Raw genomic sequence first — 18385 nt, 5'->3', positions numbered from 1 at the left:
ACACCGCGCAGCAGGGCGCCGATGTTGTCGCCGGCACGACCTTCGTCCAGCAGCTTGCGGAACATCTCAACGCCGGTTACCGTGGTCTTGGCGGTGGCTTTGATGCCGACGATCTCGACCTCTTCGCCGACCTTGACGATACCGCGCTCAACACGACCGGTGGCAACGGTACCACGACCGGAGATGGAGAAGACGTCTTCGACAGGCATCAAAAACGGCTTGTCGATGGCACGCTCGGGATTGGGGATGTAGGCATCGACCGCGTCCATCAGGGCAATGATGGCCGGCTCGGCCAGTTCGCCCTTCTCGCCGTTCAGCGCCTGGAGGGCCGAACCTTTGATGATGGGAATATCGTCACCCGGGAAGTCGTAGCTGGACAGAAGCTCGCGAATCTCAAGCTCAACCAGTTCCAGCAACTCGGCGTCGTCCACCATGTCCGCCTTGTTCAGGAAGACGACGATGTAGGGAACGCCTACCTGACGGGCAAGCAGGATGTGCTCGCGGGTCTGGGGCATGGGGCCGTCAGCGGCGGACACNACCAGGATGGCGCCGTCCATCTGCGCAGCTCCCGTGATCATGTTCTTCACGTAGTCGGCATGGCCCGGGCAGTCAACGTGGGCATAGTGACGCTTGTCGGTCTCGTATTCAACGTGCGCAGTGGCAATCGTAATACCGCGCTCACGCTCTTCGGGAGCATTGTCGATCTGGTCGAACGCCTTGAATTCGGCCTGACCCTTACCGGCCAATACCTTCGTGATAGCGGCGGTCAACGTAGTCTTGCCGTGGTCAACGTGACCTATCGTGCCGATGTTTACATGCGGTTTGTTACGCTCGAATTTAGCCTTCGCCATGATAACAGGCCCTCCTCATTCATTGCCTTTTGTTTTGTCTACCTGCACACAGTTATGTTGGGTGTTGCCGAAAAGAAATGGAGCCCACATCCGGACTCGAACCGGAGACCTCTTCCTTACCAAGGAAGTGCTCTACCTCCTGAGCTATGTGGGCGATAACTGGAGCGGGAAACGGGACTCGAACCCGCGACCCTCAGCTTGGAAGGCTGATGCTCTAGCCAACTGAGCTACTCCCGCGCTACCAGATGAAGATTTTTGGAAACCACCCCAACACAATCCTTACCAGTTCAAACGACCTCAGTCTCCTGGACTCACATTCTGCTGCCGGCTTCCGATGATTGTATGGTGGAGGGAGGAGGATTCGAACCTCCGAAGTCTACGACGACAGATTTACAGTCTGTTCCCTTTGGCCGCTCGGGAATCCCTCCAGGGAGAATGATGCTAAAGCCTAATTCATTCTGTACTCGCTGGAGCTGGCGATGGGACTCGAACCCGCAACCTGCTGATTACAAGTCAGCTGCTCTACCAATTGAGCTACGCCAGCACTTGTTTCATTAATCGCGAAACAGAATTTGTTTATTTAAAGAAAGATGCCGACAAAGTCAAGGTTTTTTTCTGATATGCTAAAATAAGTTTTTCAAAATCTCCCCCAGCAAAGGTGCCGCGCCCGGGGGTCACACCGACTAAGCAGCTGATAACATAGGAGTAAGCGCCGTTTTCATCTTTTTCAATGCCGCTTCCTCTATCTGGCGCACCCGCTCTCGGGAGATGGAGAAATGGGTGGCGATTTCCTGAAGGGTCATAGGCTCATCGGCGCTGATCCGTTTTTCCACGATGAAGCGCTCCTTCTCGTTCAGCCCCGCCACGACGCGCGCCACCTGGCGATGGAGCTGCTGGCTCTCTTGGAACTCGGATAAGGCTTCTTCCTGATTTTGCCGGTCGTCCGCCAGATTTTCCAACAGGGTGAAGCCATCGCCCCCAGGAATCTCGGCATCCAGGGATGCCTCTCCATGGAGGCGCTGTTCCATCTCCGCGACCTCCTGATCGCTCACATTGAGCGACAGGGCCGTGGCGTGAAGATCGTCCTCACCATTACCCAACCTGCGGATGGCGTCCTTGGCCTCCCGCAGCTTGAAGAACAGTTTGCGCTGCGCCTGGGTGGTGCCGATCTTGAGGAGGCTCCAGGCGGAGACGATATGATTCTGTATATAGGCCCGTATCCACCAGACCGCATAGGAGATCAGGCGGATTCCCTTATAGGGGTTAAACTTGCGCACCGCCATCATCAGGCCGATATTGCCCTCCTGAATCAGGTCGAGCATCTTCATGCCGTAATGGCGATATTCGGAGGCAACCTTGACCACGAAACGCAGGTTTGCAGTGATCAGCGAATGGGCCGCTTCCAGATCCTTTTCTTCGAAAAACTTCACCGCAAAGCGGTGTTCCTCCTCCTCCGAAAGAAGGGGGACCTTCCTGATCTCCGCAAGATACAGGGTCAAACTGTCGGCTACAACCGGAAGTCGTGTAACCATATGGATTCTCCTGGAAGGGAAATTAATGGCGTTCCAGGGAGAGCGTTAGCACTCTCCTCGCCTGACTGCTAAATACTACCATCCACCCGGCAAAAATGCAAGACCTTCGCCTAAAGGGAATAATCCCAGAGGTTTCAACCATATAAGGCCGGATTGGCGCACCGCTTTCCGACAGATGCGCGGAGCCTGCCGCCCGTGCAACTGCTTACATATTGACCTCATGCGGATATTGGAGTAATTTAGTGTACATCCTTGCATTTAAAGAGACCTTCTTATGCCCCGCCCATCATGGGACCAGTATTTCATGGATATCACCCGCCTGGTCGCAACACGTTCCACGTGCCTGCGCCGACAGGTCGGGGCGGTACTTGTCAAAGACCGCAACATCCTTGCCACAGGCTACAACGGCGTTCCTTCCGGCATCAGCCACTGTGAAGCCACCGGCTGCCTGCGGGAACGGCTTCGCGTTCCTTCCGGCGAACGCCACGAGTTGTGCCGTGGCCTGCACGCCGAACAAAACGCCATCATCCAGGCTGCACGCCACGGCACCAATATCGACGGCGCCACCCTCTACTGCACCACCATGCCCTGTATCATCTGCACCAAGATGATCATCAACGCAGGCATACGCTCCATCGTCTACAGCGATGGGTATGCCGACGAACTTGCTCGGGAAATGACCACCGAAAGCGGCCTGAACGTGGTACAATTTATCGGCGACACCGGAGGTTCCTGACCGTGAAATGCCCTTTTTGCAGCCATCCCGACAGCAAGGTTGTGGACTCGCGCCCCGACAAAGGGGGATCCGCCATCAGACGTCGGCGGGAGTGCGAGGGGTGCGCCAAGCGTTTCACCACCCACGAGCGCATCGAAGAGATGCTCCCACTGGTATGCAAAAAGGATGGACGCCGCGAGCCGTTCGACCGGATGAAGATCGTCTCCGGCATCAAAAAGGCTTGTGAAAAGCGTCCCATATCCATCGACGAAATCGAACGCCTGGTGGACCGGCTGGAGAGCAAGATACAGGAATCTCCCGAGCGTGAAATATCCACGACGGCTATCGGTGAGTGGCTCATGAAGGAGTTGCACGGCATGGATGAGGTGGCCTATGTCCGTTTTGCCTCCGTCTACCGGTCGTTCCGCGATATTGGTGAATTCATGCAGGAGTTACAGGAGCTGCTCAAAAAATGAGTGAACAGGACCAACGCCATATGAAACGGGCTCTCGCCCTGGCCCGCAAGGGGGTCGGCAAAACATCGCCCAACCCAGCGGTGGGATGCGTCGTTGTCAAGGATGGGCGCGTCGTCGGCGAGGGGTGGCACCAGAAGGCCGGTCTGCCCCATGCCGAAGTTAACGCGCTCTCCATGGCCGGTTCCGAGGCCCGGGGTGCCGATGTCTTTGTCACATTGGAGCCCTGCAGCCATACCGGTCGCACGCCCCCCTGCGCCAAGGCCCTGATCGCCGCCGGCGTGCGGCGGGTGGTTGCCGGCATGGTCGACCCCAACCCCCAGGTGGCGGGCAGAGGATTCGCCCTGCTGCGCAAGGCAGGCATCATCGTGGAACACGGCGTCATGGAGGCGGAGTGCCGGGCCATCAACCGCCCCTTCATCAAGCACGTCACCACCGGCCTCCCCTATGTGACCTACAAATGCGCCATGACTCTGGACGGCAACATCGCGACCGTCACCGGCGAATCCCAGTGGATCAGTTGCCTGGATTCGCGGCGCTATACCCACCGGCTGCGGGCGGCCCACGACGCCATCATGGTGGGCGTGGATACGATCATCGCCGACAATCCCCAATTGACGGTCCGCCATGTGAAGGGGCGCAACCCCCTCAGGATCATCCTGGACACCCGGCTGCGGACCCCGGAGAGCGTCGGCGTGCTCAGCGAGAGCATGGCCCACGGCACCATCATCGCCACCACCGAAAGCAATCCCCGGGTGCATCTGCGCTACACCCAACAGGGGGCCACCGTCATCGTCTGCGACGAATACGACGGCCGGGTTTCCATGGTGGATCTGCTGCAGAAACTCGGCAAGCGGGGAATACAGTCCATCCTCCTCGAGGGGGGAAGCAGGCTGGCGGGCGAGATGCTGCAAAACAACGTCATCGACGAGTTCATCTTTTTCCTGGCGCCCAAGATCATAGGCTCCGACGGATTCGCGCCCTTCACCCTGCGCGGAATCACCAGCATGGACCAGGCGATCAAGCTGAAATTCGGCCAGATCGCCCATAGCGGCCAGGACATCATCGTCCACGCCTGGCCGGCGGAGGCAGTGTGTTCACCGGCCTGATCGAAGACATGGGCACGGTGACCTCCTTCAGGCGCAGTGACAGGGCGGCCGTGCTCGGCGTCGCAACCGCCCTCCCCGCCCACGAGATCGCCCTGGGCGACTCGGTGGCAGTCAACGGCATCTGCCTGACGGTCACCAGCATCTCCGGCACGGTCCTGACCTTCGACGTCTCACCGGAGACTATCTCCAAAAGCACCTTTGAGTCACTGAGAACGGGCGACAAGGTCAACCTGGAGCGGGCCCTGCGCATGGGTGACCGCCTGGGGGGGCATATGGTAACCGGGCATGTGGATTGCTGCGGCGCGCTGACAAGGATCGAGCAGGCTTCCGGCTATCATGTTCTGACCTTCACCCTCCCGGCCGGATTCGCCCGTTACCTGGTCAAAAAGGGGTCGGTGGCCATAAACGGGATCAGCCTGACCGTAAACGAGGTGAGCGGCGACGGGTTTACCGTCACCGTAATCCCCCACTCCTTTGCCAAAACCACCTTGGCGGGCCTGACACCGGGAGACAGCGTGAACATCGAAACCGATATCCTGGGGAAATACATCGAGCGCTTGGCCTCCCCCTGGAAGGACGGCGCCGGATTAAGCATGAAGACGTTGGCGGAAAATGGATTTTTGTAAGCAGAAAGGAATCGTGTTCACATGCCGATAGCAACCATAGAAGAAGCGATAGAGGACATCCGGCAGGGAAAGATGGTCATCCTGGCCGATGACGAGGACCGGGAGAACGAGGGCGACCTGACCATGGCGGCCGAGGCGGTCACGCCGGAGGCGATAAATTTCATGGCAAAATACGGCCGCGGCCTGATCTGTCTGACCATGACGGGCGAAAAGTGCGACGAACTCGGTCTGCGCCCCATGGTGCGCGACAACACCTCCCCCTTTGAAACCGCGTTCACCATCTCCATCGAGGCAAAACACGGGGTCACCACCGGCATCTCGGCCGCCGACCGGGCCCACACCGTCCTGACCGCCGTTGCCGACAAGGCGACCTCGAATGACCTAGTCAGCCCCGGCCACATCTTCCCCCTGCGCGCCCGCAAGGGTGGCGTCCTGGTCCGGTCGGGACAGACCGAGGGTTCGGTGGATCTGGCGCGTTTGGCGGGACTGAAACCGGCCGGGGTCATCTGCGAGATCATGAACGACGACGGCACCATGTCGCGCATGCCGGAATTGCAAAAATTCGCACAAGAGCACGGCATCAAGATTTGCACCGTGGCCGATCTGGTCGCCTACCGGTTGCGGCACGAACGTCTCGTGCGCACCGTGGCCGAGGCCCATCTCCCGTCGGTGTACGGCGGAGAGTGGAAGGCCATCGCCTTTGAAAATGATGTGGACCACCTGGATCACATCGCCCTGGTCAAGGGAGAGTTTGCCAAAGGGGAATCCATCCTGGTCAGGGTGCATTCCGAGTGCCTGACCGGCGATGTCCTCGGGAGCAAACGCTGCGACTGCGGGGAGCAGCTGCACCGCGCCATGGAGATGATCGAGCGGGAGGGGAAAGGGGTTATCCTCTACATGCGCCAGGAAGGGCGAGGCATCGGCCTGATCAACAAGCTCCGCGCCTATGAACTCCAGGATCGGGGCCGCGACACGGTGGAAGCCAATCTGGAGTTGGGTTTCAAGGCCGATCTGCGCGATTACGGCATCGGAGCCCAGATTCTGCTTACCCTGGGCATCACCAAGATTCGCCTCCTGACCAACAACCCCAAAAAGCTCATCGGCTTACAGGGCTACGGGATCGATATCATCGAGCGGGTCGCCATCGAGGCCGTCCCCAACGAGAGCAACCGCAAGTACCTCAAGACCAAACAGGCAAAGATGGGCCACCTGCTGAAGAACCTCTGACCCCGGCCCACGTCGTCTATTTCCCGCTCCATTACCAATGCAAAGGGGGGACAGCTTACACAAGCTGCCCCCCCTTTTTTGTCCCTTTGACTGCCGGCATGACGCCGTACGTCGCTGTTACCGCACCAGACGCGAAACCGCGACCAGGGTGATCCCCTGCCCGGCCAGGGTCGGCAGCGCCTCGGCCAGGGTGGCAATGGTTGCCGGGTGCGGGTGGCAGATGGCGATGGCGGCGCCGTTTCGCTTTGCCAGCCGCACCGCCTGGCCAAGTTGCCCGCGGATGTAGGCGCCGTCCTGCTCGTTATCGAGAAACACGTTCCGTTTGCCCGCTTTCACCCCCATCTCACGCGCCAGGCGCAGTCCGACCGTCTGGGGCGTCGTCACGCTGTCCACAAAGAACAACCCCCTCCCCTTCAGCACCCCCAGCACCGTCCTCATCTTGTCCTCGTGCTCGGTGAACTCGGAGCCCATGTGGTTGTTCACCCCCAGGGCCCGGGGGATGCGGAGCGCATAGTCGCCCATATGCTCGCGGATGGCGGCGTCGTCCATGGCGAGCAGGAGCCCGTTGGCCTCCAGCCTGCGCTGGGGCCATCCCTTGGACTGCATGGGGATATGGATCATGGTCTCGATGCCGCTTTGGGCGGCGAAGTCCGCCACCTCCCGGTCATGGCGCAGGCCGGGGATAATGGAGAAGGTCACGGGGAGGCCGATGCCCGCCAGGGCGCGGGCCTCCTGCAGGCTACTCCCCATATCGTCGATGATGACGGCCAGTTGCCCATGGGTGCCCCCCTTTCGCCCTGTGGCCGGCTTTTCTTCCTCTTCTTCGGTGGTGGCGGTTTCCTTCGGATACTCCTTATGGGCCGGCCGTGCCGTCGCGGGCGCCAGCGGAGCCGATTCCGAGGGCCGACGCGCACCTTGGTCCTGAGCATGGGGGGGGGTTACGACATGGGGCGGGGGAACAGGAGGAGGTGCGTTACCCCGGGGGGTGTTCATCAGATAGAGGCCAACGGCAAGTACAATGACCGCCACAACAGCCAGGGCGGCGATACGGCTGCCGCCCTGTTTCTGTTTATATCTATTGTTTCTTGGTTTATTCACCGTAGTGTTGTGGGACGTGAGCCCGCCCGGGGGCGCCGGTTTCCCGCGCGCACCCGGGCAGGCGACCTACTTGCCCGGTCCCATGGTTTTCAGGATGTCCCACCCTTTGAGGAGGTCAAGGGCGCGCATGGCCTGATAGTCGTTCTTCAAGGTATCGTCAACTTTCTGCTGGGCAGTTTTTTCCTTTTTGACGTCCTTTTTGGTGGCTCCCTGGTCGGCCTTATCCTCGTTTTCGAAATGGTGCTCCAGGTCCTTCTCGCGGATATGCATGAACTCTTTCTTCTCCGCGGTTTCCTTGGGCAGTTCCAGACGCTCGACCGTGATGTCGGGGGTTATGCCCTTGGCCTGGATGGAACGGCCTTTGGGCGTGTAGTAACGGGCCGTGGTGAGGCGCAAACCTGAATCGTCCGAGAGTGGGATGATCGTCTGGACAGATCCCTTGCCGAAACTCTGGGTCCCCATGATAATGGCCCGTTTGTGGTCCTGCAGCGCTCCGGCCACGATCTCGGAAGCGCTAGCGCTGCCGCCGTTGATCAGCACGACAATCGCATAGTTCGGCTCCTTGCCGCCCTTTTTGGCCGTGAATTGCATCTTGGAATCCTTTTCACGTCCCTCGGTATACACAACCATCTGCCCTTCGGCGATGAAGTGGTCTACCACCCGCACAGCCTGATCCAGGAGCCCGCCGGGATCGTTGCGCAGGTCGAGGACCAGCCCCTTGAGGTCGCCTTTGTTTTCATCCTTGAGGGATTTGAGGGCTTTGGTGAGGTCTTCGTCGGTCTTTTCCTGGAACTGGGCGATGCGCACATACCCGTAGCCATCGTCCAGCAGGCGGGAACGGACGCTCTTCACCTGGATCACATCGCGCACCAGGGTAAAGTCCTGCGGTTTTTCGAAACCGTCCCGCATAATGGTCAAAACGACCTTGGTCCCCTTGGGGCCGCGCATCCGCTTGACCGCGTCGTTGATATTCAGGTCCTTGGTGAATTTGTCGTCGATCTTGAGAATCTGGTCGCCTGCCTTGATCCCGGCCTTGAAAGCGGGCGTATCCTCAATGGGAGAAATGACGGTCAGGATGCCGTCCTTGGTTGAAATCTCGATTCCCAGCCCGCCGAAGGCCCCCTTGGTATCGATCTTCATCTCCTTGTAGGTCTCGGGGGACATAAAGGAACTGTGGGGGTCGAGGGACGAAAGCATGCCGTTGATCGCGCCGTAGATGAGCTTCTTGGTATCGACCTCGTCCACGTAACTCTTCTTGATGATCGCCATGACATCCGTAAAGAGTTCGATCGACTCGTAATCGCTCCCCTTGCCCTCCGCCGCCGCGTGCCGCTGCGTGCTGATACCGATGAAAACAACGAGGACAGCTACCACGAGTGCAAAGCCGACCACCACCTTCTTCTTTCTCCTGCCGATTGTGAACATCTTCTGCCTCCGTTTGTATTGAACAGCGTTAGGATATCTAAAGTAGAGCTACCGCACCCAGCCGGCCGGGTCCACCGGCTTGCCCTGGTGCCTTATTTCGAAGTACAGCATCGGCCCCTTGGCGGAATCCACATCCCCCACCGTGGCCAGCGTCTCGTTTTTGCCAACCTCGGCGCCCACCTTCTTCGTTATCTTCGCGGCGTGGGCGTAGAGGCTGAAATAGCCGCCGCCATGATCGACAATGATCATGTTGCCGTACCCCTTGAAGTAGTCGGCAAAGATCACGCTGCCATCGTAGATAGCCTTGATCTCCGTACCGGCGCCGGCAGCGATGGAGAGCCCTTTGCTGAAGGTATAGGAATTGAATTCCGGGTGTTTGTGTTTGCCGTACGTTTCGATGATGTCACCCCGAACCGGCAACGCCATGCGCCCCTTCTGTGAGGCAAACCCCCGATCGGGCACCGGCGGAAGTTCCGGGAGCGGCTTGAGCTTGCTCCCCGGCTTTTCGTGCCGGGATGAAAGCTTTTTCCGGCTCAGCGCCTCAAGGCGGTTCAGCATGGCCTGCAAACGGGATGCGTTGGCCTGCAGTTCCTTGAGCGACGATTCGTACCCCTTGCGGTCCTGGCGGACCTTGATCAGGTACGCAAACTTCTTGTTCTTTTCCTGTTCGATCTCGCGCTTTTTGGAGGCTATGCCGTTCTTGATGCGTTCCTTCCTGGTCATGTCCTGTTCCAGGGAGGCCTTCAGCCGGCGCAATTCCTCAATCCTGGTAGTATACTCTGCAAATATTTTTTTGTCATTCTCCAGAATGGAACGCATGTAGCGGATGTTCTCCGCCATCTGGGGAAACGACTCGGCGGAGAAGAACATGCGCAGCACGCCCAGTTCGCCCGCCTTGTAGAGCGAGACGAGGCGGCGCTCGATCTCCCGCTTCTTCCGGTTGGTCTCTTCCGTAACCAGGGCGATGGTGCGCCCGGTGCGGTCAAGGTTCGATTCCACGTTCCGCAGGTCGCGGTCGAGGCTGCCCAGGTCGTTCATCTTCCGTTCCAGGGACCGGTCGATCTCCTGGAGTTCCGTGGAGACGACCGCTTCGACCTTGCGGGTCTTGGTGATGAGTTGCCTCTTCGCCTTGATCTCCCGCTTGACCCCCTTCAGTTCGTCCTTGGGGCTGTCGCCCCAGCCAGGGGAAGCCGCTGCAAGCATCAGCAGTATGCACAACAATCGCATCATTGATTTAGACGGTAATAAAGCGTTTGAGAGACGTGAGGCTGCCGACAAAACCGAGCAGAATGCCGGCCACGGCAAGAGCCCCCACATACTCGATTGGGAGAAAGGCCAGCCCGGAGGCCGCCGGGTTGAAGGTCAGAAAACTTCCCGCATTGTGGAGAAACCCCTCGTACAATCCCCACAGCAGGCCAACGGCAAGCGCCGCGCCCACCGCCCCCTGGATGATCCCTTCGATGAGAAAGGGTGCCTTGATGAAGAACCGCGTGGCGCCCACCAGCGCCATAACTTCCAGTTCGTCACGACGGGAGTAAATGGTCAGCTTGATGGTGTTGGAAACGATAAAGACCACAGCTACCACCAGGAAGCCGCCCAACAGCGCCCCGAGCATCCGCATGAAGTTCAGGAAGGTATTGAAACGCCGAACCCACTCCTCGCCGTACTGCACCTCGGTGATGCCCGGAATGCCCTTCAGGGAGGCGACAAACGTCTCGACCCCGCGGGTATCACGGTTCGCCCGTTTGAGGGAGATCTCGAGGGAGGTGGGCAGGATGTCGGACCTGACCCCCTCAAGCAGTGTCTCCTGTCCCCGGAGTCTGCCGACAAAGCGCTTGAACGCCTCATCCCGGGACACGTAGCCGATGCGGGACACACCGCCCAAGGCCATGATTTTGCCGCGCAGCGCCGTCTGTTCCTGGGCGCTCAACTCGCGGTCGAAATAGACCGTCACCTGCACCCGCTCGCTCCAGTTCTCCGCGGCATTCTCCAGGTTGACAAACACCAGGAGAAACAGCGAAACGATCAGGAGCGCCAGGGTGATCGTGCCCACCGTCACCACATTGACAAAGACATTCTGCCGGATGTTGGTCAAGGCGCGGGTGAAATAATAGCCGAGCCGGCCCCCGAACCCTTCGCCAGCAAGATTAGGGCGTATGTTAGGCTGATTCGCCGGGGGTACTTTCTTTTTCCACCTGTTCAACGATCTCTCCCTTGCTGAGGGTTACCAGCCGTTTGTGGCAATTATCGATAAGCCGGCGGTCATGGGTGGCGACCACGACCGTCGTCCCCCGCACATTGGCTTCCTTGAAGATATTAAGAATCTGGTTTTTGTTGGCGTCGTCGAGATTTCCGGTCGGTTCATCCGCAACGAGAATCTTCGGGTCGTTCACCAGGGCCCGCGCCAGGGCCACCCGCTGTTGTTCCCCGCCGGAAAGGCGCTGAGGGGTCATGGCGATTTTGGACTCCATGCCCATCTGTTTCAGCACGTGCATGACCTTTTTGCCGATATCCGCCCTCCCCCACCCCAGCACCTCTAGGGTGATGGAGACGTTTTCGAAGACCGTCCGATTCGGGAGCAGCTTGAAGTCCTGAAACACAACCCCGACGCTGCGCCGAAGAAAAGGGATCTGGGACGGGGTCATGCGGGAGACATTCTGGCCGTCGATCAGCACCTGCCCGCGAGTGGGGGTGAGAGCACCGTACAAAAGACGCAGCAACGTGGTCTTTCCCGCCCCGGACGGGCCGGTCAGGAAGACAAACTCCCCTTTTTCGATCCGCAGGTTGATGCCGTTTAAGGCCGTGGCATCCTTTTGGTATGCCAGGAAAACATTATGTAGTTGGATCATTTCGAGTACCTGGAGCAAAGCTCAACAAAAACAGAATTTGGGGGCATTGGAGTTTCATCTGGAAACAATACGCACTGCGCGGGATCGCGGAGAGTATACCGGAGCCATCAATACTCCCTATAAGGAATACCATTGGTCCCCACCAGATCCGAGTTACTGTGGACATCCCACACATTGCCCAGGCCGGCTCCGGAGCCGCCTCCCGACACAGGCGTGGCACCTCCAGGGACCGACTGCGTATCGGTAGGGGGGGCCTCGGGTTGCCAGTCATCCTTTTTGGTAAAGGGGTCCTTGGGGATGTCGCGCAGATATTGATGTTTCTTATCCGTCAGGTCGCTGAGCGAGTCGGGATACTTCCCCTGATCGGCATAATACTGATCGATGACGCTGCGCAAATTGTGCAGATCCTCGCGCAGCACCGCTTCCTTGGTCTTGATGATGCCCCACTGGTAGTTGGGCACGGCAATGGCCGCCAGGATGCCGATGATCGAGACCACGATCATCAACTCGATCAGGGTAAAGCCGCGGCTGTCGCCCGGAAGGCCGCCTGGAGCCGGCCGGGTACGAAACCACAGTGTGCAGCACTCACCACTCGTTGTATTTCGTCCCATCAATGGCCGTTCCCTCACTCTTTGAGTACACATCGTAGACATCTTCGCCGCCCCACGTGGTGGAATCCGACTTGTCGGCATAGGATCGCATGCCCCACTCAGGCTCTTTCCCCGGCTGGGGTGGATTCATCGGATCGGGCGGTATCCTGCGCAGAAACTTCTTTTTGGTCGAGTACAGGCCGCCGAAATCGTACCCATCCACCAATTGCTGCAACGTTTCCGGACACCCCGACTTATCCAGGGATTTGGGAATTTTCCCTTCCAGTTCGGCCTTTTTGTAACTCCTCTGGAACTCGTCTATGGCGGTGCGGATGATGCGCAAATTGCGGTGCAATTCAATCTCGCGGGTTCTGACAGCGGTCATCTGCATCATCGGCATGATGACCGACGCCAGTATCGCCAGAATGGTCATCGTCACGATCAGCTCAACCAGGCTGACCCCGCGGCATGATATGAATCGGTTCGAGATCACGGCCGCAACGCTACAGTACGTCGACAGGTTTTACGAACGGCACCATCTCGAACGGCACGCCATCGGCAGAGGTGAAGTTCACCGTGCCGAATCCGAAATTTGTTTGCCCCTGTTTTTTCGCCTTGAAAACAAAACTTGCAAGCGTTCCGCCGCCGGAGACCCCACCGCTCCCGGCTACCCGGGCCAGGGAGACCGTGACCGCTCCTCCCGCCGGGTCCACAGCCAAGCCGAAGGTTATCGGCTTTCCATCCTGTTTCAGAAACGCCCCTTCCGTAGCCGAAACGAACTCGACGCTGCTCGGGTCGTAGGTGAGGGTAAAAGGTGTGTGGGCTAGATTCTGCGCAAAACTGACCCTGGCATCGATACTGAACTGTTGACCGACGACTATGCCGCTTGGCGCCGCAATCTGGAGCAGCCCACGGGTGGATGCCGCACCTTGGCCCGGCTGGGCAGGCGGGGCCTGTTCAGGGGCAAGAACCACCGACGGAGGAGCTGCTCCCCCTTTCGCGGGTACCGTTGCGGGCACAGCTTGTTCGGCCTTCTCGGCCGCGATCCGCTCCTGATCGGCCGCAGCCTTTGCCAGACGCTCCTTTTCGGCCTGTTGCAGGGGAACCTGCCCATTCGCGGCAGACGCCTCCGGAGACGGTTTTTCCTGGCCGGCAATCTGCTGGGCAGGGGGGACAGACGTCACCGATTCCTGGGGCACGGGTGCGGGAGCTGGGGAACGACGTGGCGTATTGACCCGTCCGCTTGGCCGCCGCACTGCATTTTTGTCGGCAAGTTCACGCAGCGTTTTATCCGTAACCACCTCGGCCTGGGAAGCGGGCGCAGTGCCATCCGTCGCAAAGACCGGTTCCTCTTCGAAAGCTGCCAGCGGCCGGGACAGGGAAGGATCGTCCTCCTTGCCGGACATGAATGCGGATAGGTCGATCTGGGGCACGGTCACGCCTCGTACCAACCGGGGGGTGATCGCCAGCACCAGCTCCGTCTTGGCTTTGCTGCCGTTGGAATTGGAGAGGAGCGGCCCGATGAGCGGCAGGTCCCCCAGCAGGAACACCTTGCTCTTGCTGTCGCTGTTCGTGCGCGATATCAAGCCGCCGATGACACTGGTTTCGCCGTCTTTCAGGCTGAGCACGGTTTCAAGGTTGCGGGTGCCGATGGTGACGACCTTTGTGGCGCTGTCCGTACTGCCCACGGTTTCGGTGGAAAGGATCGAACTTACTTCGAGGGACAGCTTTATGGTAACTTCATTATTAAGCTGGATGGTCGGCTCGGCATTGACCTTGACCCCCACATCCACGTACTGGACGTTGACGCTGGTCGTGGAGTTGGTGGTGGTCGTAGTGGTGATCGGCACCCTTGTGCCGACCGTGAACTTGGACTTCTCCTTGTTTTTGACCCTGACCTTGGGGTTGGACAGCACCTCGCCCTTGGCCAGTGTCTTGCCGAAATTGTAGGTAGCGTTGGGCACGGTCACGTAGCCGCCATACCCCTTGATCGAAAAGGCGCGGATCAGGCTGCTGATGGTTGACGAAGAAGAGGTCGACGAGGTTGTCGATGCCGATGCTGTCGTTGCAAGGCTCGAAGAGAGCGCCGTGCCGTCCGGCGCAAAGCCCCCCAGCTGTACGTTGTAGGAATTCAGCAGCAGTCCCACGTTTTCCGTGTTCGTATCATTGAGCTCCACCACCTCCACATCAAGCACGACTTCAGGCTCGGGGACATCATGGGCGTCCAGAATCTTGTCCACCACGTCCACCACGTCCTTGGTGTCGCGGACAATGATTGAGTTGGCGTCTTCATTGACCTGGATCTTACGCACCTGCATCATGCCCCGGATCAGGTTGATCGCCTTCTTGGCATCCAGATAGTTGAGGTGGAAGGTGCGCACCTCCATCTCTTCGTACTGTTTGATCTTGTCGGGCAGCTTGGGGTAGATGATCACCGTACTTTCGTTCAGCACCTTGCGTCCCAGCTTGAACATGTTGGTCAGAAGCTCCAGGGCCTGCTGAAAGGTCCCGTTTTCCATGTAGATGCTGATATTCTGGTCCTTCACCCCATCGTCAAACACAAAATTGATGCCGGAAAGTCGGGTGAGGATGCTGAAGACATCCTTGATCTTGGCATCCTTGAACTTGAGCGTAATTGGTTTGCTTGATTTGAGGCTCAGTTCAAAGCCCTCCAGCTTGCTCTTGCGCATACCGGCAACACGCCGCAGAGCGGCCTGATACTCCTTGCTGTCGGGGCGCAACGACACAGCTTGGATAAAGGCGCGGCTGGCATCCTTGAACTTGTTGGACTTTTCGAAGTCCACCCCTTCCTGGAAGGCAGTCTGGGCATCCTTCAGGCGGCCGGTCGTTTCGGCCTGCTGTTTGTACACAGCCTGGCCGGGGTCAAGTCCGTAGGCGCTCTGGAACGCTTCCAGTGCAGCGGCATAGTCCCCCCTGGCGCTTTGCTCAAGGCCATTTTTGTAATGCTTTTCGGCTGCCTTTTGACGAGCATTGAGAAAACGCACCCGGTATTCGCCAACCTCGGGTTCTTTGCGAAAGGCCTCGGCATAGCTGTACATGGCCTCTTCGTATCTGCCTTCGGTCTCGAATCTTTCGCCCGTACTGAAAGCCTGGCGCCCCCCCGTACAACCGGACAGCGAGACAACCGCACCAAGCAGGCAGAGTATGTTCAGATGAATCAGATAGCGCATCCGTAGCGTCTCCTCTGGAACTGTGTTCAAACGTCAAGGCACTGCTTTGAGTGAGAGATTTTCCATGAGCGGTATGACGATCTCTTCACCGGTGTCCGTAACCTGAATAGTCAAAGCCTGGTCGGAAATCGAGGCGGCCCGGTATCGTCTTTCGAAGATATCGCCCTTTTTTACCAGCAATATGGCGCCGTCCTTGGACAAAAAAATGGTTTTTTGCTGGTCCTTGCTGAGAAACCCCTTGAAAATGAATCGTGCCAATTCGCGCCGGTTTTGTTGCGCCCGCTCCTCCGCGGGTGTCAGTGTCGGAACGATCCTTGACGGCGGGGGAGGAGGCGGCAGCGGCGGCAATGGGGGCGGTTTGACCACTTTAAGCGCCGCAGCCTTGTTTTGCATGATCTTGAGCTCATCGACAAATATCGGTCTGAAGATATCGCGGCGATACCCCTTGAATACCTCCTGCCCGCGGCCAAGCAGATCCAGCCTCACGATGCGGCTGTCGCTCGGCAGAGCCGGTGCCGGCGCGGTACGTCCCGATGCATCCCTGGCGGGGGCGCCGCGCTGGCCGGGAGCGTTTTTCGCGGGAGGCGCCACTTTGGGGCGGGGTGTGGCCCAGAAACTCCATATCACGGCCGCAACCAGCGCAACCAGCAGGATGGACAGAATCAACCGCTGTCGGTTCATGGGGCCTCCCGGAGATACACCGTCAGATGAAGGCTCATTATGACGTTTTCCTCATACGGGTCACTGCTTGCCATGGCCATGTTGTTGATGACGACCAATTCGCTCTGCTTCTGCATGTCAGCCAGAAAATTCTTAACCGCGGCGTAACTGCCGCCAACGGACAGGGAGATGTCATAGGCCAGGAGCGCCGTATTCTCCTTTACCAGCGCGGCTTTGTAGGTGACCGCCACGACCTTCACACTGTCGGAAGCCGCTGTGTCGAAGATTCCTCCCAATAACCGGGGAAACTCGTTTTTGCGGGGAATGCGGGTCTGCAACTGCGCAAGGTCGGCCTTGCCCCGCCGGTAAATCACCGAAGCGTCGTTCTGCCCGGCAACCGCCACGCGACGCCGCAGGTCGTCCCACGTGGTTTGGGCATCGCTGATGCCGGAAGCCAGATACCCTTTCAAAACCGCAAGCACGGCGATGTTGAGCAACAAAAGCACCAGGAGCGCCACAAGAATACGCCGCCTCTGGCCAACTATTTCCAGGATCATCTGGTTCATTTCGGCGCCATCCTGCATGAAAGGGAAAATTGCACGCCGCGGGTCTTTTCGCCCATTGAGACATCGTGATGGGTCAAAAGCAGCGTTTTGGTAAAGGCCCCCGATCCTTCGAATTTTTCCATGGAGGCACGAACGTTGGCGAAAGAGTGCGCCAGGGCTTCGATCTTCATTTCGCCGGTTTTCGTGTCAAGGGCCAGGGACGTCAAGGCGACGCCTTCGGGCGTGGCATCCTCCACCTGCCCCAGGAGCCCCACCCAGTTAAAGGCTTTGCGCTCCAACACGCCGTTGAAAAAGGTGATATCCGCCAGCAGACGGGTATAGTCCCGTTCCGGGATGTCCTTGGGCCGGCTGTTCAGGCGCCCCTCGTAGGTGGCAATGTCCGCTTTCAGGCGTTGCAACTCCCCATAATTGCTGAACGCAACCACCACATTCCACGCCAGCACGATGGCAAGCAGGGCCAGGGCGACGTAACAGACCTGGCTTATCAGCCGCTGATCCACATAGGTTCTGGTGGCCAGGTTGATGGTAAAGCGCATCACAGACTCCTCAGGGCGGCGCCGATGGCGGCTGAAAAGAGAAAGAGCGATTCCTGGTCCCCCGGCGCACCATCGCCGGGCGCTACGGCGGTTTTGGTCTCCAGCAGCGTCGCTTCCGCCCCCGTTGCTTCGGCAACCATCTCGCAGAAGGCGTGGGCCGCATCGGGAGGGGCGCAACAGAACACATTGGCCGTATTCAGTTCGGGAAAACGCTCGCGATAGACCAAAAGCGAGTTATTGATCTCCATGAACACGCGGTTATCCACGGCCGGTGTGCCGGCAAGCTCTTTGACCCGGATGAACTCGGGTATGTCGTTGTGATAGGCCATGATGCCGAGGGTGTGGTTGTAGAAAAAGATCAGGATACAGTCGTCCAACAGGCCCAGACGTCGATCAAAGGCCCGGTAGAGGTTGAAGCTGTTGAAATCGATCCGGGCCGGCGTGAACCCCGCCGTTGCCAGCACGTCCTCGTATTGCCCGATGACCGTACGGGAAACCAGGGCCACCAGCAGGGCCATGTCGCCGTTCTCGCGGATCTTCAGCACCTGGTAATCCAGGTGAGCATCGGCGGCGTCGAACGGGAGGTTTTTCTTCAGCTTCCAGCGGATCATATCCAGGCCTTCGGCCCGGTTTTTGAAACGCCCCTCCATATCCACCAGCATGATACGGCCGACCGAGTCCGGCAAGGTAAGGGAAAGGCGTTTGGAACGATGCAGCAGCAGGTTGTGGGCGCTTTGGAAACGATCGACAAGAGCCTGCGGGTCGAGAATATTCGCTTCACGCAACGAACTGCGCACGGTGCCTGCCGCCAAAGGCACATAGGCGGCCCTTTCCAGGCGCGGTGCAGAGGCGGTGCCCCCCAAAAGGGCAAAGGCCACGCCGGTTGGGCTTATTTCGGCTCCGAGTGAGGTCTTGGTAAACAGCATAGTGGTCAGTT

Annotated in this window: 19 protein-coding genes and 4 tRNA genes; 5 read left to right on the top strand and 18 right to left on the bottom strand. The window is 58.8% G+C overall.

The window, feature by feature from the left end; genetic code table 11:
• The 6 genes from tuf to rpoH form a co-directional block, all read right to left on the bottom strand.
• Positions 1-851 (bottom strand): elongation factor Tu (tuf, locus tag F6V25_RS09145; RefSeq protein ID WP_151128282.1); only part of this gene is annotated, 851 nt, incomplete at its 3' end.
• A gap of 78 nt (positions 852-929) precedes the next feature.
• Positions 930-1005: transfer RNA gene (locus F6V25_RS09140), tRNA-Thr, on the bottom strand.
• 6 nt (positions 1006-1011) lie between these two features.
• Positions 1012-1088, bottom strand: a tRNA-Gly gene (locus F6V25_RS09135).
• A gap of 106 nt (positions 1089-1194) precedes the next feature.
• Positions 1195-1279 (bottom strand) — tRNA-Tyr (locus F6V25_RS09130).
• 40 nt (positions 1280-1319) lie between these two features.
• Positions 1320-1395, bottom strand: a tRNA-Thr gene (locus F6V25_RS09125).
• Between the two features lie 139 nt (positions 1396-1534).
• Positions 1535-2383 (bottom strand): RNA polymerase sigma factor RpoH, encoded by an 849-nt coding sequence (gene rpoH / locus F6V25_RS09120; protein WP_151128281.1) that lies wholly within the window; start codon positions 2381-2383, stop codon positions 1535-1537.
• A 274-nt stretch (positions 2384-2657) separates the two neighbouring features.
• On the opposite strand from rpoH, the gene F6V25_RS09115 reads away from it, so the two are divergent.
• The 5 genes from F6V25_RS09115 to F6V25_RS09095 are packed head-to-tail and all read left to right on the top strand — an operon-like array spanning position 2658 to position 6533.
• Positions 2658-3119 carry a deoxycytidylate deaminase gene (locus F6V25_RS09115; RefSeq protein ID WP_149306085.1) on the top strand — a complete coding sequence of 154 codons (462 nt, stop codon included), beginning with the start codon at positions 2658-2660 and terminating at the stop codon, positions 3117-3119.
• Positions 3120-3121: 2 nt separating this feature from the next.
• Positions 3122-3574: a transcriptional regulator NrdR gene (gene nrdR / locus F6V25_RS09110; protein ID WP_151128280.1), complete on the top strand. Its 453-nt coding sequence runs from the start codon at positions 3122-3124 to the stop codon at positions 3572-3574.
• Positions 3571-4680, top strand: coding sequence for a bifunctional diaminohydroxyphosphoribosylaminopyrimidine deaminase/5-amino-6-(5-phosphoribosylamino)uracil reductase RibD (gene ribD, locus F6V25_RS09105; protein WP_151128279.1), 1110 nt, complete (start codon positions 3571-3573; stop codon positions 4678-4680). Before nrdR ends, ribD begins: the two co-directional genes overlap by 4 nt.
• The gene (locus F6V25_RS09100; RefSeq protein WP_151128278.1) at positions 4665-5306 is read left to right on the top strand and encodes a riboflavin synthase; all 642 of its coding nucleotides are present in this window, start codon (positions 4665-4667) and stop codon (positions 5304-5306) included. Before ribD ends, F6V25_RS09100 begins: the two co-directional genes overlap by 16 nt.
• Positions 5307-5327: 21 nt before the next feature.
• Positions 5328-6533, top strand: a complete 1206-nt coding sequence (locus F6V25_RS09095) for a bifunctional 3,4-dihydroxy-2-butanone-4-phosphate synthase/GTP cyclohydrolase II (RefSeq protein WP_151128277.1) — start codon at positions 5328-5330, stop codon at positions 6531-6533.
• Positions 6534-6650: 117 nt separating this feature from the next.
• Here the strand turns inward: F6V25_RS09095 and F6V25_RS09090 are convergent, their stop codons facing one another.
• The 12 genes from F6V25_RS09090 to pilM all read right to left on the bottom strand — a co-directional run bounded on the left by F6V25_RS09090 (position 6651) and on the right by pilM (position 18374).
• Positions 6651-7631 carry a divergent polysaccharide deacetylase family protein gene (locus F6V25_RS09090; protein WP_246167006.1) on the bottom strand — a complete coding sequence of 327 codons (981 nt, stop codon included), beginning with the start codon at positions 7629-7631 and terminating at the stop codon, positions 6651-6653.
• Positions 7632-7697: 66 nt separating this feature from the next.
• Entirely contained in the window at positions 7698-9056 is a 1359-nt protein-coding gene (locus F6V25_RS09085) for a S41 family peptidase (protein ID WP_151128276.1), read from the bottom strand.
• Positions 9057-9104: 48 nt separating this feature from the next.
• Positions 9105-10286, bottom strand: a complete 1182-nt coding sequence (locus F6V25_RS09080; protein ID WP_338045591.1) for a murein hydrolase activator EnvC family protein — start codon at positions 10284-10286, stop codon at positions 9105-9107.
• Positions 10287-10290: 4 nt separating this feature from the next.
• A complete protein-coding gene (gene ftsX / locus F6V25_RS09075) occupies positions 10291-11259 on the bottom strand; it encodes a permease-like cell division protein FtsX (RefSeq protein WP_151128275.1) in 969 nt (322 codons plus the stop codon).
• Complete coding sequence (gene ftsE, locus F6V25_RS09070) at positions 11216-11905, bottom strand: cell division ATP-binding protein FtsE (RefSeq protein ID WP_149306092.1); 690 nt, start codon at positions 11903-11905, stop codon at positions 11216-11218. Before ftsE ends, ftsX begins: the two co-directional genes overlap by 44 nt.
• Before the next feature lie 107 nt (positions 11906-12012).
• Entirely contained in the window at positions 12013-12516 is a 504-nt protein-coding gene (locus F6V25_RS09065) for a type IV pilin protein (protein WP_151128274.1), read from the bottom strand.
• Positions 12491-12985 carry a type II secretion system protein gene (locus tag F6V25_RS09060; RefSeq protein WP_275095497.1) on the bottom strand — a complete coding sequence of 165 codons (495 nt, stop codon included), beginning with the start codon at positions 12983-12985 and terminating at the stop codon, positions 12491-12493. Before F6V25_RS09060 ends, F6V25_RS09065 begins: the two co-directional genes overlap by 26 nt.
• Before the next feature lie 13 nt (positions 12986-12998).
• Positions 12999-15686 carry a secretin N-terminal domain-containing protein gene (locus F6V25_RS09055; protein ID WP_151128273.1) on the bottom strand — a complete coding sequence of 896 codons (2688 nt, stop codon included), beginning with the start codon at positions 15684-15686 and terminating at the stop codon, positions 12999-13001.
• Between the two features lie 33 nt (positions 15687-15719).
• Positions 15720-16367: a hypothetical protein gene (locus F6V25_RS09050; RefSeq protein WP_151128272.1), complete on the bottom strand. Its 648-nt coding sequence runs from the start codon at positions 16365-16367 to the stop codon at positions 15720-15722.
• Positions 16364-16912, bottom strand: coding sequence for a type 4a pilus biogenesis protein PilO (gene pilO / locus F6V25_RS09045; RefSeq protein WP_191966141.1), 549 nt, complete (start codon positions 16910-16912; stop codon positions 16364-16366). Before pilO ends, F6V25_RS09050 begins: the two co-directional genes overlap by 4 nt.
• The gene (locus F6V25_RS09040) at positions 16909-17448 is read right to left on the bottom strand and encodes a PilN domain-containing protein (protein WP_151128270.1); all 540 of its coding nucleotides are present in this window, start codon (positions 17446-17448) and stop codon (positions 16909-16911) included. The genes pilO and F6V25_RS09040 overlap by 4 nt, the downstream gene beginning before the upstream one ends.
• Entirely contained in the window at positions 17448-18374 is a 927-nt protein-coding gene (gene pilM / locus F6V25_RS09035; protein WP_151128269.1) for a type IV pilus biogenesis protein PilM, read from the bottom strand. Before pilM ends, F6V25_RS09040 begins: the two co-directional genes overlap by 1 nt.
• Positions 18375-18385: the final 11 nt, after the last annotated feature.

Source organism: Oryzomonas japonica (assembly GCF_008802365.1).
GTDB lineage: Bacteria > Desulfobacterota > Desulfuromonadia > Geobacterales > Pseudopelobacteraceae > Oryzomonas > Oryzomonas japonica.
The sequence above is the reverse complement of the archived record's forward strand: the minus strand, read 5'-3'. Positions and strand labels throughout refer to the sequence as shown.